Origin of the sequence: Enterobacter sp. CGMCC 5087 (assembly GCF_003144775.1) — a bacterium.
Classification (GTDB): Bacteria; Pseudomonadota; Gammaproteobacteria; order Enterobacterales; family Enterobacteriaceae; genus Enterobacter; species Enterobacter cloacae_M.
In genome coordinates, this window is sequence record NZ_QFXN01000153.1 from 64,263 (window position 1) to 81,797 (window position 17,535).

18 protein-coding genes are annotated in these 17,535 nt (G+C 56.7%); 5 read left to right on the forward strand and 13 right to left on the reverse strand.

Features of this window, described 5'->3' with window-relative positions:
* Positions 1-8: 8 nt before the first annotated feature.
* Positions 9-977 (reverse strand): phosphoserine phosphatase, encoded by a 969-nt coding sequence (gene serB / locus DEO48_RS15035; protein WP_025757501.1) that lies wholly within the window; start codon positions 975-977, stop codon positions 9-11.
* A gap of 117 nt (positions 978-1,094) precedes the next feature.
* Between serB and DEO48_RS15040 the strand changes: the two genes are divergently transcribed.
* The gene (locus DEO48_RS15040) at positions 1,095-1,739 is read left to right on the forward strand and encodes a YtjB family periplasmic protein (RefSeq protein ID WP_109845606.1); all 645 of its coding nucleotides are present in this window, start codon (positions 1,095-1,097) and stop codon (positions 1,737-1,739) included.
* Between the two features lie 39 nt (positions 1,740-1,778).
* Complete coding sequence (lplA, locus tag DEO48_RS15045) at positions 1,779-2,795, forward strand: lipoate--protein ligase LplA (protein ID WP_109845607.1); 1,017 nt, start codon at positions 1,779-1,781, stop codon at positions 2,793-2,795.
* A 60-nt stretch (positions 2,796-2,855) separates the two neighbouring features.
* On the opposite strand, the gene deoD is transcribed toward lplA, so the two are convergent.
* The 4 genes from deoD to deoC all read right to left on the reverse strand — a co-directional run bounded on the left by deoD (position 2,856) and on the right by deoC (position 7,156).
* Complete coding sequence (deoD, locus tag DEO48_RS15050) at positions 2,856-3,578, reverse strand: purine-nucleoside phosphorylase (protein ID WP_109845608.1); 723 nt, start codon at positions 3,576-3,578, stop codon at positions 2,856-2,858.
* 89 nt (positions 3,579-3,667) lie between these two features.
* Entirely contained in the window at positions 3,668-4,891 is a 1,224-nt protein-coding gene (deoB, locus tag DEO48_RS15055; RefSeq protein WP_109845609.1) for a phosphopentomutase, read from the reverse strand.
* 53 nt (positions 4,892-4,944) lie between these two features.
* Entirely contained in the window at positions 4,945-6,267 is a 1,323-nt protein-coding gene (deoA, locus tag DEO48_RS15060) for a thymidine phosphorylase (protein ID WP_047060215.1), read from the reverse strand.
* Between the two features lie 109 nt (positions 6,268-6,376).
* Positions 6,377-7,156 (reverse strand): deoxyribose-phosphate aldolase, encoded by a 780-nt coding sequence (deoC, locus tag DEO48_RS15065; protein WP_023310320.1) that lies wholly within the window; start codon positions 7,154-7,156, stop codon positions 6,377-6,379.
* Between the two features lie 262 nt (positions 7,157-7,418).
* Between deoC and DEO48_RS15070 the strand changes: the two genes are divergently transcribed.
* Both DEO48_RS15070 and DEO48_RS15075 read left to right on the forward strand, forming a co-directional pair.
* Positions 7,419-8,966, forward strand: coding sequence for a YjjI family glycine radical enzyme (locus DEO48_RS15070; RefSeq protein WP_109845610.1), 1,548 nt, complete (start codon positions 7,419-7,421; stop codon positions 8,964-8,966).
* Positions 8,941-9,801, forward strand: coding sequence for a YjjW family glycine radical enzyme activase (locus DEO48_RS15075; RefSeq protein WP_109845611.1), 861 nt, complete (start codon positions 8,941-8,943; stop codon positions 9,799-9,801). Before DEO48_RS15070 ends, DEO48_RS15075 begins: the two co-directional genes overlap by 26 nt.
* Here the strand turns inward: DEO48_RS15075 and DEO48_RS15080 are convergent.
* The 8 genes from DEO48_RS15080 to DEO48_RS15115 all read right to left on the reverse strand — a co-directional run bounded on the left by DEO48_RS15080 (position 9,796) and on the right by DEO48_RS15115 (position 16,157).
* Entirely contained in the window at positions 9,796-10,578 is a 783-nt protein-coding gene (locus tag DEO48_RS15080) for a TatD family hydrolase (protein ID WP_109845612.1), read from the reverse strand. The genes DEO48_RS15075 and DEO48_RS15080 overlap by 6 nt on opposite strands.
* Complete coding sequence (locus tag DEO48_RS15085) at positions 10,575-11,627, reverse strand: patatin family protein (RefSeq protein WP_023310316.1); 1,053 nt, start codon at positions 11,625-11,627, stop codon at positions 10,575-10,577. The genes DEO48_RS15080 and DEO48_RS15085 overlap by 4 nt, the downstream gene beginning before the upstream one ends.
* Before the next feature lie 120 nt (positions 11,628-11,747).
* Complete coding sequence (locus tag DEO48_RS15090; RefSeq protein WP_003856556.1) at positions 11,748-11,909, reverse strand: DUF1328 domain-containing protein; 162 nt, start codon at positions 11,907-11,909, stop codon at positions 11,748-11,750.
* A gap of 127 nt (positions 11,910-12,036) precedes the next feature.
* Positions 12,037-12,654: a molecular chaperone OsmY gene (gene osmY, locus DEO48_RS15095; RefSeq protein ID WP_008502075.1), complete on the reverse strand. Its 618-nt coding sequence runs from the start codon at positions 12,652-12,654 to the stop codon at positions 12,037-12,039.
* 299 nt (positions 12,655-12,953) lie between these two features.
* Positions 12,954-14,543, reverse strand: a complete 1,590-nt coding sequence (prfC, locus tag DEO48_RS15100) for a peptide chain release factor 3 (RefSeq protein ID WP_109845613.1) — start codon at positions 14,541-14,543, stop codon at positions 12,954-12,956.
* Positions 14,544-14,634: 91 nt separating this feature from the next.
* Positions 14,635-15,312, reverse strand: a complete 678-nt coding sequence (gene yjjG, locus DEO48_RS15105; RefSeq protein ID WP_109845614.1) for a pyrimidine 5'-nucleotidase — start codon at positions 15,310-15,312, stop codon at positions 14,635-14,637.
* A gap of 19 nt (positions 15,313-15,331) precedes the next feature.
* Positions 15,332-15,775 carry a ribosomal protein S18-alanine N-acetyltransferase gene (gene rimI, locus DEO48_RS15110; protein WP_047742882.1) on the reverse strand — a complete coding sequence of 148 codons (444 nt, stop codon included), beginning with the start codon at positions 15,773-15,775 and terminating at the stop codon, positions 15,332-15,334.
* Positions 15,744-16,157 carry a DNA polymerase III subunit psi gene (locus DEO48_RS15115; RefSeq protein WP_109845615.1) on the reverse strand — a complete coding sequence of 138 codons (414 nt, stop codon included), beginning with the start codon at positions 16,155-16,157 and terminating at the stop codon, positions 15,744-15,746. Before DEO48_RS15115 ends, rimI begins: the two co-directional genes overlap by 32 nt.
* Before the next feature lie 102 nt (positions 16,158-16,259).
* Between DEO48_RS15115 and rsmC the strand changes: the two genes are divergently transcribed.
* The gene (gene rsmC / locus DEO48_RS15120; protein ID WP_109845616.1) at positions 16,260-17,288 is read left to right on the forward strand and encodes a 16S rRNA (guanine(1207)-N(2))-methyltransferase RsmC; all 1,029 of its coding nucleotides are present in this window, start codon (positions 16,260-16,262) and stop codon (positions 17,286-17,288) included.
* Positions 17,289-17,535 lie beyond the last annotated feature (247 nt).

Here is a 17,535-nt window from a genome sequence, read left to right on the forward strand (position 1 = left end):
TTACCTCGTTATTTCTGATTAAGGCTGCCGGAGAGAATGCAGAACACCCCCATCAGGTCAGCGTGACGGATAGTGACTTCCGTCTTTTCATTCACTTTTGGCTTGGCGTGGTAGGCAATGCCCAGCCCGGCGGCTTTGATCATCGGCAGGTCGTTCGCGCCATCGCCGATGGCGACGGTCTGGACGACCGGAATTTCATATTTTTCCGCCAGACGCGTCAGCGTATTGGCTTTGTACTGGGCATCTACGATATCACCGATCACCTGGCCGGTCAGCTTGCCGTCCATGATCTCCAGCTCGTTGGCCACCACGGTGGTCAGATGCAGTTTTTCCCGCAGATAATCCGCGAAGAAGGTGAAGCCACCGGAGGCGATCGCCACTTTCCAGCCGAGGGACTGTAGCTTCAGCACCAGCTGCGTCAGCCCTGGCATCAGCGGCAGCACGTCGCGCACCTGGCGCAGAATGTTGGCATCAGCGCCTTTCAGGGTCGCCACGCGCTGTCTCAGGCTGGCGGTGAAATCCAACTCGCCGCGCATCGCACGCTCGGTAACTTCCGCCACCAGCTCCCCGCTGCCCGCCAGCTTCGCAATCTCGTCGATACACTCGATCTGAATGGCGGTAGAGTCCATGTCCATCACCAACAGGCCCGGGGTTTTCAGGTGCGGAATTTTGCCCAGCGGCGCGACGTCCAGCCCCGCGTCATGCGCCAGACGCGTTGCGCGCTGCGTCAGGGAACCCGCCAGGCGAATAACCTGGTAGTCTTCCACGCACCAGGCGGCGACGATGACCATCGCCGCACCCAGCTTGCTTTGATACTGGGTCAGGCGTTGCTTATCCAGACCGCGTCCGTAGAGGAGCCAGCCGCTACGACCGGCGTGGTAATCCAGAGGCATCACCTCATCGCCACTTAAAGAGAGCGGCAATCCTGGCCATAAAGAGACATCCGTTGGCAGGTCACACCAGGTAATGTTCGGCATTAAAGCTCCTGTAATTTCGTTCGCGCCGGAAGGTTGCAGAGGGAAAATAACGCATGAGGCTACCCTGTAACCATCACTTCTGGCAACATTAAGCCGTAAATTTTCAGCAGGTGGAATATGGCTCGCGCAAAACTGAAATTCCGGCTTCATCGCGCCGTGATTGTCCTTTCCTGTCTCGCACTACTAGTGGTGCTGATGCAAGGGGCATCGTGGTTTAGCCAGAACCATCAACGGCAACGCAACCCGCAGTTTGAAGAGCTGGCCCGCACGCTGGCGCGCCAGGTGACGCTCAACGTCGCACCGTCCATGCGTACCGAAACGCCGGACGATAAGCGGATAGGCCAGGTTTTACGCCTGCTCACGGAGAACAGCCGCATTCTTGATGCTGGCGTCTATGATGAGCAAGGCAACCTGATTGCCCGCGCGGGCGAGCACGTCGACGTGCGCGACAGGCTGGCGCTGGACGGGAAAAAAGCCGGGGGCTACTTTAACCAGCAGATTGTCGAACCTATTCAGGGGAAGAATGGCCCGCTGGGCTATCTGCGCCTGACCCTCGATACCCACACCCTGCCTACTGAAGCCAAACAGGTCGATAATACCACCAATATTCTGCGCCTGATGCTGCTGCTTTCACTCGCCATCGGCGTTGTGCTGGCGCGCACCCTGCTTCGCGGCAAGCGCTCGCGCTGGCAGCAATCCCCGTTCCTGCTGACCGCCAGCAAATCCGTCCCCGAAGACGAAGAGAGCGAGAGGAAAGATTAGTGATAAAGTAGGCGAACGATTCGGAAAAGGAACTTTGCCATGACGACGTTACGCCTGCTTATCTCTGACTCTTACGATCCCTGGTTTAATCTCGCGGTAGAAGAGGGCATCTTCCGCCAGATGCCCGCTACCCAGCGCGTACTGTTTCTCTGGCGTAACGCCGATACGGTGGTCATCGGCCGCGCGCAAAACCCGTGGAAAGAGTGCAACACCCGGCGTATGGAAGAAGACAACGTCCGCCTCGCACGTAGAAGCAGCGGCGGCGGCGCGGTGTTTCACGATCTGGGCAATACCTGCTTTACCTTTATGGCGGGCAAACCGGAATACGATAAAACCATCTCAACGTCCATCGTCCTCAACGCGCTCAATTCACTCGGCGTGACGGCGGAAGCGTCCGGGCGTAACGATCTGGTAGTGAAAACCCCCGAGGGCGACCGGAAGGTCTCCGGCTCCGCCTACCGTGAAACGATGGATCGCGGGTTCCACCACGGCACCCTGTTGCTGAACGCCGATCTGAGCCGTCTGGCTAACTACCTGAATCCGGATAAGAAAAAGCTCCAGGCCAAAGGAATTACCTCCGTGCGCGGCCGCGTGGCAAATCTGGTGGAGCTGTTGCCGGGGATCACGCACGAGCAGATTTGCGATGCCATCCGTGACGCGTTCTTTGAACATTACGGCGAGCGCGTGGAAGCAGAAGTCATCTCCCCTGAAAAAATCCCGGACCTGCCCAACTTCGCCGAAACCTTCGCCCGCCAGAGCAGCTGGGAGTGGAACTTCGGTCAGGCTCCTGCGTTTTCCCATCTGCTGGACGAGCGTTTTACCTGGGGCGGCGTGGAGCTGCATTTTGACGTGGAGAAAGGCCATATTACCCGCACGCAGGTGTTTACCGATAGCCTGAACCCGGCACCGTTAGAGGCGCTGGCGGCACGTTTGCAGGGCTGTTTGTACCGGGCGGATATGCTGCAGCAGGAATGCGACACGTTGATTGGGGATTTCCCGGAACAGGAAAAAGAGCTGCGGGAGCTGTCGGCGTGGATTGCACAGGCGGTACGCTAGTGCGGTCTAATGCCCTCACCCCGGCCCTCTCCCACAGGGAGAGGGAGGGAAGAGACAGAATTACTCTTTATCGCCCAGCAGAACGGATTCCAGCGCGATTTTGATCATGTCGTTAAAGGTAGTCTGACGCTCGGCAGCAGTGGTCTGCTCGTGGGTACGGATGTGGTCAGACACGGTGCAGATGGTCAGCGCTTTCGCACCAAACTCAGCCGCGACGCCGTAAATACCCGCCGCTTCCATTTCCACGCCCAGGATACCGTATTTCTCCATCACGTCGAACATCTCGCCGCCGTCCGGGGCATAGAACAGGTCAGCAGAGAAGATGTTACCCACGCGCGCTTCAACGCCCAGCGCTTTTGCCGCGTCAACCGCGTCACGCACCATGCCGAAGTCAGCAATCGCCGCGAAGTCATGGTCTTTGAAACGCATGCGGTTAACTTTGGAATCGGTGCAGGCACCCATGCCGATAACGATGTCGCGCAGCTTCACGTCCATGCGCACCGCGCCGCATGAGCCAACGCGGATGATTTTCTTCACGCCGAAGTCGGTGATCAGCTCTTTGGTGTAGATAGAGCAGGATGGGATACCCATACCGTGGCCCATAACGGAGATTTTGCGGCCTTTATAGGTACCGGTGAAGCCCAGCATGCCGCGAACGCTGTTCACTTCACGCACGTCTTCCAGGAAAGTTTCTGCAATGTGCTTCGCGCGCAGCGGGTCGCCCGGCATCAATACGACGTCAGCGAAATCACCCATTTCTGCGTTAATGTGAGGAGTTGCCATCTTCAGTTCCTTTTACATTGTTTATTCTTTTCACCCTCTCCCTGTGGGAGAGGGCCGGGGTGAGGGCATCAGACCTCACCCAACATGATTCAGAACATGGCCTTGCCATATTCCATGTCAGACGTACCAAAGTATTTCGCCAGGGTCTGGCCAATGTCCGCAAAGGTTTCACGGTGACCGAGCGAGCCCGGCTTCACTTTCGGGCCGTACACCAGCACCGGAATGTGCTCACGGGTGTGGTCGGTACCGGTCCAGGTTGGGTCACAGCCGTGGTCCGCGGTCAGGATCAGAATGTCATCTTCACCCACCAGCTCCATCAGCTCCGGCAGACGACGGTCGAACAGCTCGAGACCTGCTGCATAGCCTGCGACGTCGCGACGGTGGCCCCAGGAGGAGTCAAAGTCCACGAAGTTGGTGAAGACGATAGTCTTGTCGCCCGCTTCTTTCATCTCTTTGATGGTGGCATCAAACAGCGCGTCCAGACCGGTGGCTTTCACTTTTTTGGTGATGCCGCAGTTGGCGTAGATATCCGCGATTTTACCCACGGAAACCACGTGGCCGTCTTTCTCTTCAACCAGCTTCTGCAGTACGGTCGGTGCCGGTGGCTCAACGGCCAGGTCGTGACGGTTACCGGTACGCTGGAAGTTACCCGCTTTGTCACCCACAAACGGACGCGCGATCACGCGGCCAATGTTGTAGCCGCCTTCGGTCAGCTCTTCACGGGCGATTTCGCACAGCTCGTAGAGTTTATCCAGGCCGTAGGTCTCTTCGTGGCAGGCAATCTGGAACACGGAGTCAGCAGAGGTGTAGAAAATCGGCTTGCCGGTTTTCATGTGCTCTTCGCCGAGCTGATCCAGAATTACGGTACCGGAAGAGTGGCAGTTACCGAGGTAGCCCGGCAGGTTGGCGCGCTTCACCAGCTTATCGAGCAGCTCCTGCGGGAAGCTGTTTTCGTGATCGGAGAAATAACCCCAGTCGAACAGCACCGGTACACCGGCGATTTCCCAGTGGCCAGACGGGGTGTCTTTACCGGAGGAGAGTTCGTGAGCCCAGCCATAGGCGCCCACGACTTCCGCGTTGCCGTCCATACCGGCTGCGATTTTACCGGTAGAACCTTCATGCGCTTTCACCAGACCGAGGCGGGTCAGGTTAGGTAGAGTCAGAGGGCCTTTACGACCTTTGTCCGCTTCGCCTTTCGCACAGGCTTCCGCGATGTGGCCCATGGTATCGGAACCCACGTCACCAAAACGTTCTGCATCTTCGGTTGCGCCGATGCCGAATGAGTCCAGCACCATAATAAATGCACGTTTCATAATTGTTCTCCGTACGTAGTGCTTCAAAAATTATCGATCAGATCAGTATACCGCTATTCGGTGATACGGCGATAGACAGTCGGTGTGGTTTCCGGCGCTTTATCGTCAAGCGTAATAGCCGCTTTCACCGCTTTAGCCGCTTCCTGCCAGCTGGCTTCGTCTTTGGCGTGGATCACCGCCAGCGGACGTTGACCGTCAACGCTGTCGCCCAGACGGGCCATATCGGTAAAGCCGACGCTGTAATCAATGGTGTCTGACGCCTGACGACGGCCGCCGCCCATCGAGACCACCGCCATACCCAGCGCACGGGTGTCCATTGCAGAGACAAACCCTTCGCTATCGGCATACACCGCTTTGCTGAGCGTCGCGGTTGGCAGGTATTTCGCGTAGTTTTCGACGAAATCGGTCGGGCCCTTCTGGGCTGCAACCATGCGGCCGAAAATGTCCGCCGCTTTGCCGTTATCCAGCACCGCCTGCAGCTTCGCGCGGGCTTCTGCGTCGTCTTTGGCCAGCTTGCCGGAGATTAACATCTCAACGCACAGCGCCATAGTGACGTCGAACAGACGCGGGTTACGGTATTCGCCTGTGAGGAACTGGACGGCTTCACGCACTTCGACGGCGTTACCGGCGCTGGAGGCCAGCACCTGGTTCATGTCAGTGAGCAGCGCGGTGGTGCGCACGCCCGCGCCGTTGGAGACCCCAACGATCGCTTCGGCAAGCGCAGCAGAAAGTTCATAGGTTGGCATAAAGGCGCCGCTGCCGACCTTCACGTCCATCACCAGCGCGTCCAGCCCTTCTGCCAGTTTCTTCGCCAGGATAGAGGCGGTGATCAGCGGGATGGAGTCAACGGTCGCGGTGATGTCGCGGGTCGCGTAGAAACGCTTGTCTGCCGGAGCAAGAGAGCTGGTCTGGCCGATAATCGCCACACCAACGTCTTTAATAATGTCGCGGAAGCGGTTGTCGTCCGGGAAGATATCGAAGCCCGGAATGGCTTCCAGTTTGTCGAGCGTACCGCCGGTGTGGCCCAGGCCGCGCCCGGAGATCATCGGGATGTAACCGCCGCAGGCTGCCACCATGGGGCCGAGCATCAGAGACGTCACGTCACCCACGCCGCCGGTGGAGTGTTTATCCACAATCGGGCCGTTAAGGTTGAGGCTTTTCCAGTCCAGAACGGTTCCTGAATCTCGCATCGCCATGGTCAGCGACACGCGCTCAGGCATCGACATATCGTGGAAGAAAATGGTCATCGCCAGAGCCGCAATCTGCCCTTCTGAGACGGTGTTATCACGAATGCCGTTGATAAAGAAGCGGATCTCTTCGTCGCTTAATGCATGACCATCACGTTTTTTACGAATAATTTCTTGTGCGAGAAACACGGTAACCTCCATGCGGAATCGGGGGAGTTGTGGCGGGTGGCGCTACGCTTACCCGCCCTACGATTCTTTAGGCCGGATAAGCTAAGCGTCATCCGGCATTGTCTGGCAATCAGTAGCTGCTTGCGCTCTTACCGTCGCCGTGACCCAGCGCTTTCAGCAGGCTAGCCAGCAGGCTGGACGCACCGAAGCGGTAGTGACGGGAATCGGCCCAGTCGGCGCCAAACAGCTCGTCGGCAATCGCCAGGAACTGCTGCGCGTCTTCAGCGGTACGCACGCCGCCCGCAGGTTTGAAACCAACGGTTTTGGATACGCCCATGTCGCGGATCACTTCCATCATGATGCGCGCGCTTTCCGGGGTCGCATTCACCGGCACTTTACCGGTAGAGGTTTTAATGAAATCCGCACCGGCTTTGATGGAGATTTCAGACGCCTTACGAATCAGCGCTTCTTCTTTCAGCTCGCCGGTTTCGATGATCACTTTCAGCAGCACGTTTGCCGCCGCGCACGCGTCTTTACAGGCTTTCACCAGGTCAAAACCGACCTGCTCGTTGCCGGCGATCAGCGCGCGGTACGGGAACACCACGTCAACTTCGTCAGCGCCGTAAGCAATCGCCGCGCGGGTTTCTGCCAGCGCGATCTCGATATCGTCGTTGCCATGCGGGAAGTTAGTTACGGTTGCAATACGCACGTCCGGCGTACCCTGCTCTTTCAGAGTCTTACGGGCAATCGGGATAAAGCGCGGGTAGATACAGATGGCTGCGGTGTTACCCACCGGCGTTTTCGCCTGATGGCACAGGGCGATGACTTTTTCATTGGTGTCGTCATCGTTCAGGGTGGTCAGGTCCATCAGTTTCAACGCGCGCAGGCTGCTTGCAGTTAAATCGGTCATAACATTCTCCAACGGCAGTGCCGTATAAATTTTACCTTGCGGGTCTGTGAGTATTCTAACATTCACCCGCATCCACACTTCGACATTCATCACAGTTAATGAAAACTGCATACAAATTTGCATTACTGTAATGAGATCTTCTTCAAACTTTAGCGCGTAAATTGCCGACTAAAGCAGCGATACCCCCTGTCGGATCAAAAGCCCCGACAGGCTGGCTTTCTACAATCTGTTCATCATCCGCAGAACACTCAAGGAAGCGAATATGCCCCACTCCAGCCCCGACGCCCTGCAACAACGTTGCCAGCACATTGTGACAAGCCCGGTGTTAACCCCGGAACAAAAACGTCATTTTCTGGCGCTGGAAGCGGAAAACAACCTGCCTTACCCGGCACTTCCTGAGGCCGCACGAGCCGCGCTGGACGAGGGGTTTATCTGCGACATGTTCGAAGGTCATGCGCCTTACAAACCCCGTTACGTTCTGCCGGATTACGCAAAATTTCTGGCTAACGGTTCAGAGTGGCTGGAGCTGGAAGGGGCGAAAGATCTTGACGATGCCCTCTCGCTGTTAACCATCCTCTACCATCATGTTCCGTCCGTCACATCGATGCCGGTGTATCTCGGTCAGCTTGATGCGATATTAACTCCATATGTTAGAATTCTAACACAAGAAGAGATCGATAGCCGAATAAAACGTTTCTGGCGCTATCTCGACCGTACGCTGCCGGATGCGTTTATGCACGCAAACATCGGGCCTGAAGATACGCCCGTCACGCGTGCCATTCTGCGTGCCGACGCAGAGCTGAAGCAAGTCGCACCGAACCTGACCTTTATCTACGATCCCGATATCACCCCGGACGACCTGCTGCTTGAGGTGGCAAAAAACATATGTGAATGCAGCAAACCGCATATTTCTAATGGCCCGATGAATGATAAAATTTTCACAAAAGGCCGTTACGGCGTAGTGAGCTGTTACAACTCCCTGCCGCTTGCTGGCGGTGGCAGCACTCTGGTGCGCCTCAACCTCAAAGCCATTGCTGAACGCAGCGCATCCATTGAAGACTTCTTCACCCGCGCGCTCCCGCACTACTGCCAGCAGCAAATTGCCATCATCGATGCGCGCTGCGGTTTCCTGTACGAGCAATCTGGCTTCTTTGAGAATAGCTTCCTGGTCAAAGAGGGGCTGATTGATGCGGATCGGTTTGTGCCCATGTTTGGCATGTACGGCCTGGCGGAAGCGGTGAATACGCTCTCTGAAAAGGAGGGCATTGAAGGCCGTTACGGAAAAGACGAGCAGGCCAACGCGCTGGGCTATCGCATCAGCGAACAGCTTGCGGCATTTGTTGAAAACACGCCGGTGAAGCACGGCTGGAAGCATCGCGCGATGCTGCACGCGCAGTCGGGGATCAGCTCCGATTCGGGCACCACGCCGGGCGCGCGCCTGCCCTACGGCGATGAGCCGGATCCTGTCAGCCATCTGCTGGCCGTTGCGCCGCATCACAAACACTATCACTCTGGAATCAGCGATATTCTCACCCTGGAGGAGACGGTCAAACGCAATCCGCAGGCGGTGGTTCAGCTTTGCCTGGGGGCGTTCAGAGCGGGAATGCGTGAATTTACCGCCAACGTCGCGGGTAACGATCTGGTACGCGTGACCGGCTATATGGTTCGTTTGTCGGATCTGGAGAAATATCGGGAAGCCGGATCGCGCACCAATACTACCTGGCTAGGGGAAGAAGCCGCACGCAATACCCGAATTCTGGAACGTCAGCCGCGCGTGGTTAGCCATGAACAGCAGATGCGCTTTAGTTAGTCAGGTCATTCCTTTTTCCTGCGTGGACGGGCCGGGCAGCCGCCTGGCGCTGTTCCTGCAGGGCTGCAACCTGCGCTGTAAAACCTGCCACAACCCGTGGACGATCGGCCGCTGCAACGACTGCGGGGACTGTGTGACCCACTGCCCGCACGACGCGCTGACCATTCAGGCCGGACGCGTCTGGTGGCAGGAGAGTGACTGCCACCAGTGCGACACCTGCCTGCACCTGTGCCAGCAGCAGGCAACGCCTATGGCGCACCGCTTCAGCGTGGAAGAGATCCTCACCCAGGTCCGCAAATCCGCCCCCTTTATCGAAGGGATCACCGTGAGCGGTGGTGAAGCCACAACGCAATTGCCGTTTTTGATCGCCCTGTTCACCGCGATCAAAGCCGATCCCGCCCTGCGTCACCTCACCTGCCTGGTAGACAGCAACGGTCTGTTAAGCGAAACCGGCTGGCAAAAGCTGCTGCCGGTACTGGATGGCGCGATGCTGGATCTGAAGGCGTGGGGGAACGAGCATCACCGTTTCCTGACCGGGCGCGAAAACCCGCAGATTAAGCAGAGCATCCGCTGGCTGGCGGATCGTCACCGTTTGACGGAACTCCGCCTGCTGGTTATTCCGGAGCAGTGTGATTATCTGGAACATCTCAAACCGCTAACGACCTTTATCCACGGGCTTGGAAATGTGCCGGTGCGCATCAACGCGTTTCATGCGCATGGCGTTTACGGTGAGGCGGCCTCATGGCGCAGCGCCACGCCCGAGGACGTTGAACCGCTGGCACTGGCGCTGGAAAAACAGAAGATAACGGTGATCCGTCCGGCGCTTTACCTATAGCGTGATGCCAAATACCGAACGGGTATTTTCCAGCAGCGCATCGGCAATCACCTCTTCAGGCTCTTTTCTCAGTTCACACAGGGTGGTAAATACGCGCGCCGCCTGTTCCGGGCGATTCGGCTGGCCCTGAAAACCATTCAGCGGCATATCGGGGGCATCGGTTTCCAGCAGAAGCGCCGACAGCGGCAGCTGTGCCATCACGTCCCGGGTTTTACTGGCGCGCGGATAGGTGATGGTGCCACCGACGCCGATTTTATAGCCCAGTTCAATAAAACGCTGCGCCTGCTGCAGGCTGCCGGAGAAACCGTGCACGACGCCCCTGCGCGGCAGATCGATGCGTTTCAGGTGCATCGCCAGCTTATCGTGCGTGCGTCTTGAGTGGAGGATCACCGGCAGATCGTGGCGCTTCGCCAGCCTGAGCTGCGCGTCGAGGATCGTCTGCTGGCGCTCAAACTGCGGATCCTCGCGATAAAGATCGAGGCCGATCTCACCGATGGCGACAAGTTTGTCTCCTGCGGTTTGCACGACCTCATCAAGACTCTCAATGTGCTCATCAAGATGCCGCTCAATCACAATCGGATGCAGGCCGAGCGCGGCATAGAGCGCGGAGTGCCGCGCGGAAAGATCCAGCACCCGGGAAAAATAGGCCGCTTCCACTGCCGGCACAATAATAGCCTGAACGCCTGCCTCAGCCGCTTTCGCAATGCTTTGCTCTTCATCCCCCGTAAATGGCGGAAAATCAAAGTGGCAGTGGGTATCGACAAAGCGGAGCGTCACGCCAGATCCTCGTTATCCAGTAAAGCGTCATTCGCCTGCGGAATATCCACCAGCGGCGTCGTCAGGGCGTCGTTGGCGACAATCGCAGGCGGCAAAATAATGCGTTTATGGCGATGAAGCGGCGGTTGCTCCGCCAGCATTTTCCCCACCGTCGCCAGGAAGTAACGCCCGCACAGCCGGCCCGTTTTGTAATCCATGCGCAGCGCAGGGACACGGCTGCCCAGGGCCATGCTCAGCAGCGGCTTAGGCGGATAGATTTCAAAAATACGCAGCTTACCCGGCGGTTTTTCAATGAAGCGCTGCATCGCGCCGTATGTGGTTTCATGCTGCTTCGCGATGTTCACCAGCGGCTGCAGGCTGCTGTCGCCCAACCAGCGCTCCATCCGTTTGAACCACTGCGGCGTGTAATACATTTGCGACGGAACGGTACGGATCACCACAATGGTTTTCGCCCCGCGCCGGGCTGCTTCCTGCACCGGCACCGCGTCACTGATCCCACCGTCCAGATAGCTAATGCCGTCCAGCAGGGCTCCCGTACGATAAAAGCCGGGGATCGCGCTGGAGGCGCGGATGATGTCCAGCCAGTTCTCCTTCTGCGGAGAAAAATAGCCCGGCGAATAGTCATCGCCCCGGCTGGCGCACATCCAGAACTCTTTGCCGCTATCAAACAGACGGGCAGCGGTATCCATGGCCAGCGGCATCTGGCTGGAGGTCGACTCCAGCAGCCAGTCGAGATCGATCAGGTTGCCACCGCGCACAAAGCGCACCGGATTAAAAAATTCTTTTGCCGTGGTGTAGCGCATGATGACCTTTCGCGCATAGCCAGGCTGGTTACAGACATAGGCAGAGAGGTTCTGCGCTCCGGCAGAGGTGCCGAAGTAAAGGTCAAACGGGTTGAACTGCGCGCGCATAAATTCATCCAGCACGCCGGCGGTGAAAATGCCGCGCTGTCCTCCACCTTCGCAGACCAGCGCGAGTTGTCCTGCGCGAAACGGCTTTAACGTCAGCGGCGCAATATTGCCGAGCGTAACGGGAATTCGTTGCCCCACCTCTGCTTTCCTGTTTTGATTATTTTATAACACCACAGTAACGCACCCGACCTGTTACGCAAATAAGAAAAAGCCAGTCGCAGTGACTGGCTTTATTTTGTTGAAGGAATATTGCGTTTGCTACGGACGTCGACGACCCGTAAACAGGCTGACCAGGAACAGAATAATACCTACAACGAACACAATCTTAGCTGCCCATGCAGCTGTACCTGCCAGTCCACCAAAGCCCAATGCGGCGGCAATTAACGCGATAACCAGAAATATAATGCCCCAACGAAACATAAGCTTCTCCTTTACCATAGTTAATGTCGGCCGCTAAACGTGAGCGCTCAGGTCACTCACCGGCGTTTTTCCAGAGTCGTTCTTATTTCGCCCGCAGGTGTTAGCCAGACGGGCGAATGGTCCAGATTTACTTCGTTTTCAGATCGTTTTTAACGCTTTTCACACCGTCAATCGCTTTCGCGATGGACTCGGCGCGTTCACTTTGCGCCTGCGAATCTACCGTACCGGAAAGCTGAACCACACCATCGGTGGTTTCCACTTTCACCTTACGGGACGGCACGATGTCATCTGCTAAAAGTTTAGCTTTGATTTCGCTGGTAGTAGCGGCATCACCGGCATAACCTTTCACCGACGCGTTTTTACCGTCACGTACGTGCAGCTTATCGCTGACGGACGCAACGCCTTCAACGCCCTTCGCCACTTTCACCGCCTGTTCGGCCTGAGCCTGGCTTTCAACAAAGCCACTCAGCGTGACCACTTTCTTGTCGGTCTTAACGGAAATATCGGTGCTCTTAATGGCTTCATCATCCACCAGTGCGGCTTTCACTTTTGCTGTGATTGAGCTGTCGTCCATGAAATTGCCGACTTTATTCATAGAGCTATCGATTTTTTGCCCTGCGCTATCGGCCGTGGACTGGGCTTTATCCATTGTGCTGCTTTCCGCCAGAGCGGAACCGCTCACCAGAACGCTACCCAGGGTTACAGCCAGCAGAGTTTTCGAAATCTTCAGTCTTGTCATATTCATCGATCTATTCCTGTGTTTACCCGTTATTCGGGCTACATACTTCCTTAGTAGTTTTATATATTGCGAATAAACACGCGGGCAAAATGGATAACCTAAAGTCATGCATTGAACAGTTAATTTATCCACGCCCGGTGTTAAACACTGAGTTAAATATAGATCACTCTCACAGAGCCGCTTTCAGAATTGGGTAAAAAACGCGCGAATAGCGTGAAATTGCGTTGAATTAAGAACATTCCGCAAGGGATTAATAAGACAGAAATTAAAGAAGAGCACGGCGGGAGCCGTGCTCTGAGAGGGGATTAGTGCTCGCGGGTTTTACGGAACTGAACGTCAGGGTAACGTTCCTGCGTCAGGTTCAGGTTCACCATAGTTGGCGCGATATAGGTCAGGTTATCGCCGCCATCCAGCGCCAGCTGAATTTCGTTCTTACGCTTAAATTCTTCGAATTTCTTCACGTCAGAACACTCAACCCAGCGCGCGGTCGCGACGTTCACAGACTCGTAAATCGCTTCCACGTTGTACTCGCTCTTCAGACGCGCGACAACCACGTCGAACTGCAGCACGCCGACCGCGCCAACGATCAGGTCGTTGTTCGCGATGGGGCGGAACACCTGCACGGCGCCCTCTTCGGAGAGCTGAACCAGGCCTTTCAGCAGCTGTTTCTGCTTCAGCGGATCGCGCAGACGGATACGACGGAACAGCTCCGGTGCGAAGTTCGGAATACCGGTGAACTTCATCATTTCACCCTGGGTGAACGTATCGCCGATCTGAATAGTGCCGTGGTTGTGCAGACCGATGATGTCGCCCGGATACGCCTCTTCAACGTGCGAACGGTCACCCGCCATAAAGGTCAACGCGTCGGAAATCACCACGTCTTTCCCGGTACGCACCTGGCGCAGCTTCATGCCCTTTTCATACTTACCGGACACCACGCGCATAAAGGCCACGCGGTCGCGGTGTTTCGGATCCATGTTGGCCTGAATTTTGAACACGAAGCCGGTGAATTTCTCTTCCTGCGCTTCCACTTCACGGGTGTCGGTGTTACGCGGCATCGGGCGCGGCGCCCACTCCACCAGACCGTCCAGCATGTGGTCAACGCCGAAGTTGCCCAGCGCGGTACCGAAGAAGACCGGAGTAATTTCACCGCTCAGAAACAGCTCTTTGTCGAACTCGTGAGAAGCGCCCTTCACCAGCTCCAGCTCGTCGCGCAGCTGCGCGGCCAGCTCTTCCCCGACCGCCGCGTCCAGATCCGGGTTGTCCAGACCTTTAACAATGCGCACTTCCTGAATGGTGTGGCCTTTACCGGTCTGATACAGGTAGGTTTCGTCTTTATAGAGGTGATACACCCCTTTGAACAGCTTGCCGCAGCCAATGGGCCAGGTGATGGGCGCACAGGCGATCTTTAGCTCGTTTTCCACTTCATCCATCAGCTCCATCGGATCGCGGATGTCACGGTCGAGTTTGTTCATGAAGGTGAGGATCGGCGTATCGCGCAGACGGGTGACTTCCATCAGCTTACGGGTACGGTCTTCTACACCTTTCGCGGCGTCGATCACCATCAGACAGCAGTCCACCGCCGTCAGGGTACGGTAGGTATCTTCGGAGAAGTCTTCGTGGCCCGGGGTATCCAGCAGGTTCACCAGGCAGTCGTGATACGGGAACTGCATCACGGAGGTGGTAATCGAAATACCACGCTGCTTTTCCATCTCCATCCAGTCGGATTTTGCATGCTGGCTGGAGCCACGGCCCTTCACGGTACCGGCAGTCTGGATCGCCTGTCCGAACAGCAACACCTTCTCAGTGATGGTCGTTTTACCGGCATCCGGGTGCGAGATAATGGCAAAAGTGCGGCGCTTGGCCACCTCTTGCAGATAAGGAGACAACGTCATAATTAAATCTTCTTTTATAAGCGCGGCAGCACGCCACGCATCATGGAATACAAAATTGCGGCTATTTTACCCATCAATGGGGGGCAGGCAATCATTGTTTACACAGGAGTTGCTCCAGTTCGTTCAACGACGTCACGGTCCAGGTCGGTTCGATGCCTTCAGGCTTCACGCGGCCATGCGCGTTGAGCCAGACGGTCGACAGACCTGACTTCATGCCGCCCAGGATATCTGACTCTGCCGTATCACCCACCATCAGGACGCGATCGCGGTCAGGGTTACCGGCCTGCGCCAGCGCGTAGTCGAAAATACGCGGATCCGGTTTAGGTACGCCCACCTCTTCCGAGATCACCAGCGCGTCGAAATGATCGCGCAGGCCGGTGCGCTCGAGGCGGATCTGCTGCAGGGCGGTAAAACCGTTGGTGATGATCCCCAGTTTCACCTTGCCTTTCAACGCATTCAGTAGGGAAACCGCACCCGGCAGTGGCGTACAGATATCGGCCATCGCGTTCAGAAACGCATCGTTCAGCGTCCCCGGACTGACCTTTAAGCGTTCCGCCCAGACGTCAAAGCGCTGGTGCTGAAGTTGTAACGCGGTGATGGCACCGTTCTGGTAATCCACCCACAGCGGCTTGTTTACCGCCTGATAGTCCTGAAAATCTTCAGCGGTGAAGGTCACGCTATAGTCGAGAAACATCCGCTGCAGGCCGCCGAACGAATCAAACGTAAACAGCGTTTCGTCGGCATCAAAGAAAATCCAGTCCCATTTCATCGTTACAACCTTATATTCGTTATCCAATCGGCAGAGCCATTATGATGGCGTCTTCACGTCCCTCTGCGGTGGGGTAGTAGTTACGGCGGATTGTCGCCTCGTTAAAGCCTAAGCTTTCATAGAGCGCGATGGCGGCGACATTCGACGCGCGCACCTCCAGCCACAGGGTGAAAACGTCACGGGTTTCGAGCTCGCGAATGAGGTGCTCGAGCAGTTCTCTTCCCAGCCCACGGCGCTGAAACGCGGGATCAACCGCAATATTAAACAGCGTCGCTTCATCAAGAACAACCTGCGTGATCGCGAAGGCGGCCATGGTGCCGTCAACGTCCAGACGGAAGTTCAGATACCGTTCGCCCTGATTACTGGCGAAGGTTTTTTCGCTCCACGGAAACGCGTGGGCGCGTGTTTCAATCGCAAACGCTGTGGTCAGGTCAGGCGTCGTGAGGGAAGAAATCGTGTTCATATTCGCAGATTTGTTGCCATAGCGCGCTGCGCGCTTTTGGGTTGGCTTTCAGTTCGTCCAGCGCTGGCGTGCAGATCTGGCTCCCCTGGAGGGGGATCTCGTTTGTCTCTCCGATACGCCAGCTGTTACAGCGGCTATCAGGAGGAAGCATCGCGACACGCTCTGGCGTCAGCTGTAAAACCTGGTCGGCCGTCATCTTCAGGCTGCGAAGGACATCATCGATCAGGGGTTCACTCAGGGCAGGCAGTTCTTCCGCCACCATCACCAGGCGTACGTGCGCAGGGATGGAAATGGCGATTTCGCCCTGCAACGCCGTCGGGCGACGCAAAGCCCACTGGGTAATGCCCAGCTGCTGCAACTGCCAGTCTCGTCGGGATGTCATAGGGAAAACTCCTGTCTCTCAGGCGCGCAAATATAGCAAATGTGTCGAAAGTGCGCCATCTACCTACTATAATCCCCGCCTGAGTTTATTGAGGAACAATTCATGTCTGCATTTACCCCGGCAAGTGAAGTCTTGCTGCGTCACAGTGATGATTTCGAAGAAAGCCGTATTCTGTTTGCCGGAGATATGCAGGATGATCTGCCTGCGCGTTTCGACTGTGCTGAAAGCCGTGCCCACACCCAATACTACCACCACTGGCAGGTGCTGAGCCGCCAGATGGGCGAGCGCGCGCGCTTTAGCCTGGTGGCAGAGCAGAGCGATATCGCCGACTGCGATACGCTGATCTACTACTGGCCGAAGAACAAGCCGGAAGCCCAGTTCCAGCTGATGAACCTGCTCTCCCTGCTGCCGGTCGGCTGCGATATTTTCATTGTGGGTGAGAACCGCAGCGGCGTGCGTAGCGCTGAACAGATGCTGGAAGGCTACGCGCCGCTGAATAAAGTCGACAGCGCACGCCGCTGTGGTCTGTACCATGGCCGTCTGGAAAAACAGACAACGTTCGATCCACAGGCTTACTGGGACGAGTACCAGCTTGACGGCCTGACCATCAAAACCCTGCCGGGCGTGTTCAGCCGTGACGCGCTGGATACGGGCAGCAAGCTGCTGCTCTCCACCCTGACGCCGCACACCAAAGGCAAAGTGCTGGACGTGGGCTGCGGCGCGGGCGTGCTCTCTACCGTGCTCGCCAGCCATTCACCAAAAGTACGCTTAACCCTGTGTGACGTGAGCGCCCCGGCGGTAGAAGCCAGCCGCGCAACGCTTGCCGCAAACGGCATTGAAGGCGAGGTGATTGCCAGCAACGTCTTCTCCGACGTCACCGGTCGCTTCGACATGATTATCTCCAACCCGCCGTTCCACGACGGCATGGAGACCAGCCTGGAAGCCGCGCAAACGCTGATCCGTGGCGCAACCCGTCACCTCAACAGCGGCGGCGAGCTGCGTATTGTCGCGAACGCCTTCCTGGCGTACCCGAAAGTGCTGGACGAAACCTTCGGCTTCCACGAAGTGATCGCCCAGACCGGCCGCTTTAAGGTCTACCGTACCGTCATGACGCGCCAGGCCAAAAAGTAATCTCCACTCCAGCAGGCCGGATAAGCGCAAGCGCCATCCGGCTCCGCATGGCGCCTGCATCGGCCATTTTTGCAGCAATCAAGGCGTAGCGCGCACTTTTCTGTTGACGTAAAGCTGAAAACATCTAGAATGCGCCTCCGTGGTTACGATACTTTTACAGTATCGATGGTATGCGAAGGTGGCGGAATTGGTAGACGCGCTAGCTTCAGGTGTTAGTGTCCTTACGGATGTGGGGGTTCGAGTCCCC

Bases quoted from the DNA above. Each gene is read 5' to 3' on its own strand.
- serB (WP_025757501.1), bottom strand. From the start codon at position 977: ATGCCGAACATTACCTGGTGTGACCTGCCAACGGATGTCTCTTTATGG.
- DEO48_RS15040 (WP_109845606.1), top strand. From the start codon at position 1,095: ATGGCTCGCGCAAAACTGAAATTCCGGCTTCATCGCGCCGTGATTGTC.
- lplA (WP_109845607.1), top strand. From the start codon at position 1,779: ATGACGACGTTACGCCTGCTTATCTCTGACTCTTACGATCCCTGGTTT.
- deoD (WP_109845608.1), bottom strand. From the start codon at position 3,578: ATGGCAACTCCTCACATTAACGCAGAAATGGGTGATTTCGCTGACGTC.
- deoB (WP_109845609.1), bottom strand. From the start codon at position 4,891: ATGAAACGTGCATTTATTATGGTGCTGGACTCATTCGGCATCGGCGCA.
- deoC (WP_023310320.1), bottom strand. From the start codon at position 7,156: ATGACCGATTTAACTGCAAGCAGCCTGCGCGCGTTGAAACTGATGGAC.
- DEO48_RS15070 (WP_109845610.1), top strand. From the start codon at position 7,419: ATGCCCCACTCCAGCCCCGACGCCCTGCAACAACGTTGCCAGCACATT.
- DEO48_RS15075 (WP_109845611.1), top strand. From the start codon at position 8,941: ATGAACAGCAGATGCGCTTTAGTTAGTCAGGTCATTCCTTTTTCCTGC.
- DEO48_RS15090 (WP_003856556.1), bottom strand. From the start codon at position 11,909: ATGTTTCGTTGGGGCATTATATTTCTGGTTATCGCGTTAATTGCCGCC.
- osmY (WP_008502075.1), bottom strand. From the start codon at position 12,654: ATGAATATGACAAGACTGAAGATTTCGAAAACTCTGCTGGCTGTAACC.
- prfC (WP_109845613.1), bottom strand. From the start codon at position 14,543: ATGACGTTGTCTCCTTATCTGCAAGAGGTGGCCAAGCGCCGCACTTTT.
- yjjG (WP_109845614.1), bottom strand. From the start codon at position 15,312: ATGAAATGGGACTGGATTTTCTTTGATGCCGACGAAACGCTGTTTACG.
- rimI (WP_047742882.1), bottom strand. From the start codon at position 15,775: ATGAACACGATTTCTTCCCTCACGACGCCTGACCTGACCACAGCGTTT.
- DEO48_RS15115 (WP_109845615.1), bottom strand. From the start codon at position 16,157: ATGACATCCCGACGAGACTGGCAGTTGCAGCAGCTGGGCATTACCCAG.
- rsmC (WP_109845616.1), top strand. From the start codon at position 16,260: ATGTCTGCATTTACCCCGGCAAGTGAAGTCTTGCTGCGTCACAGTGAT.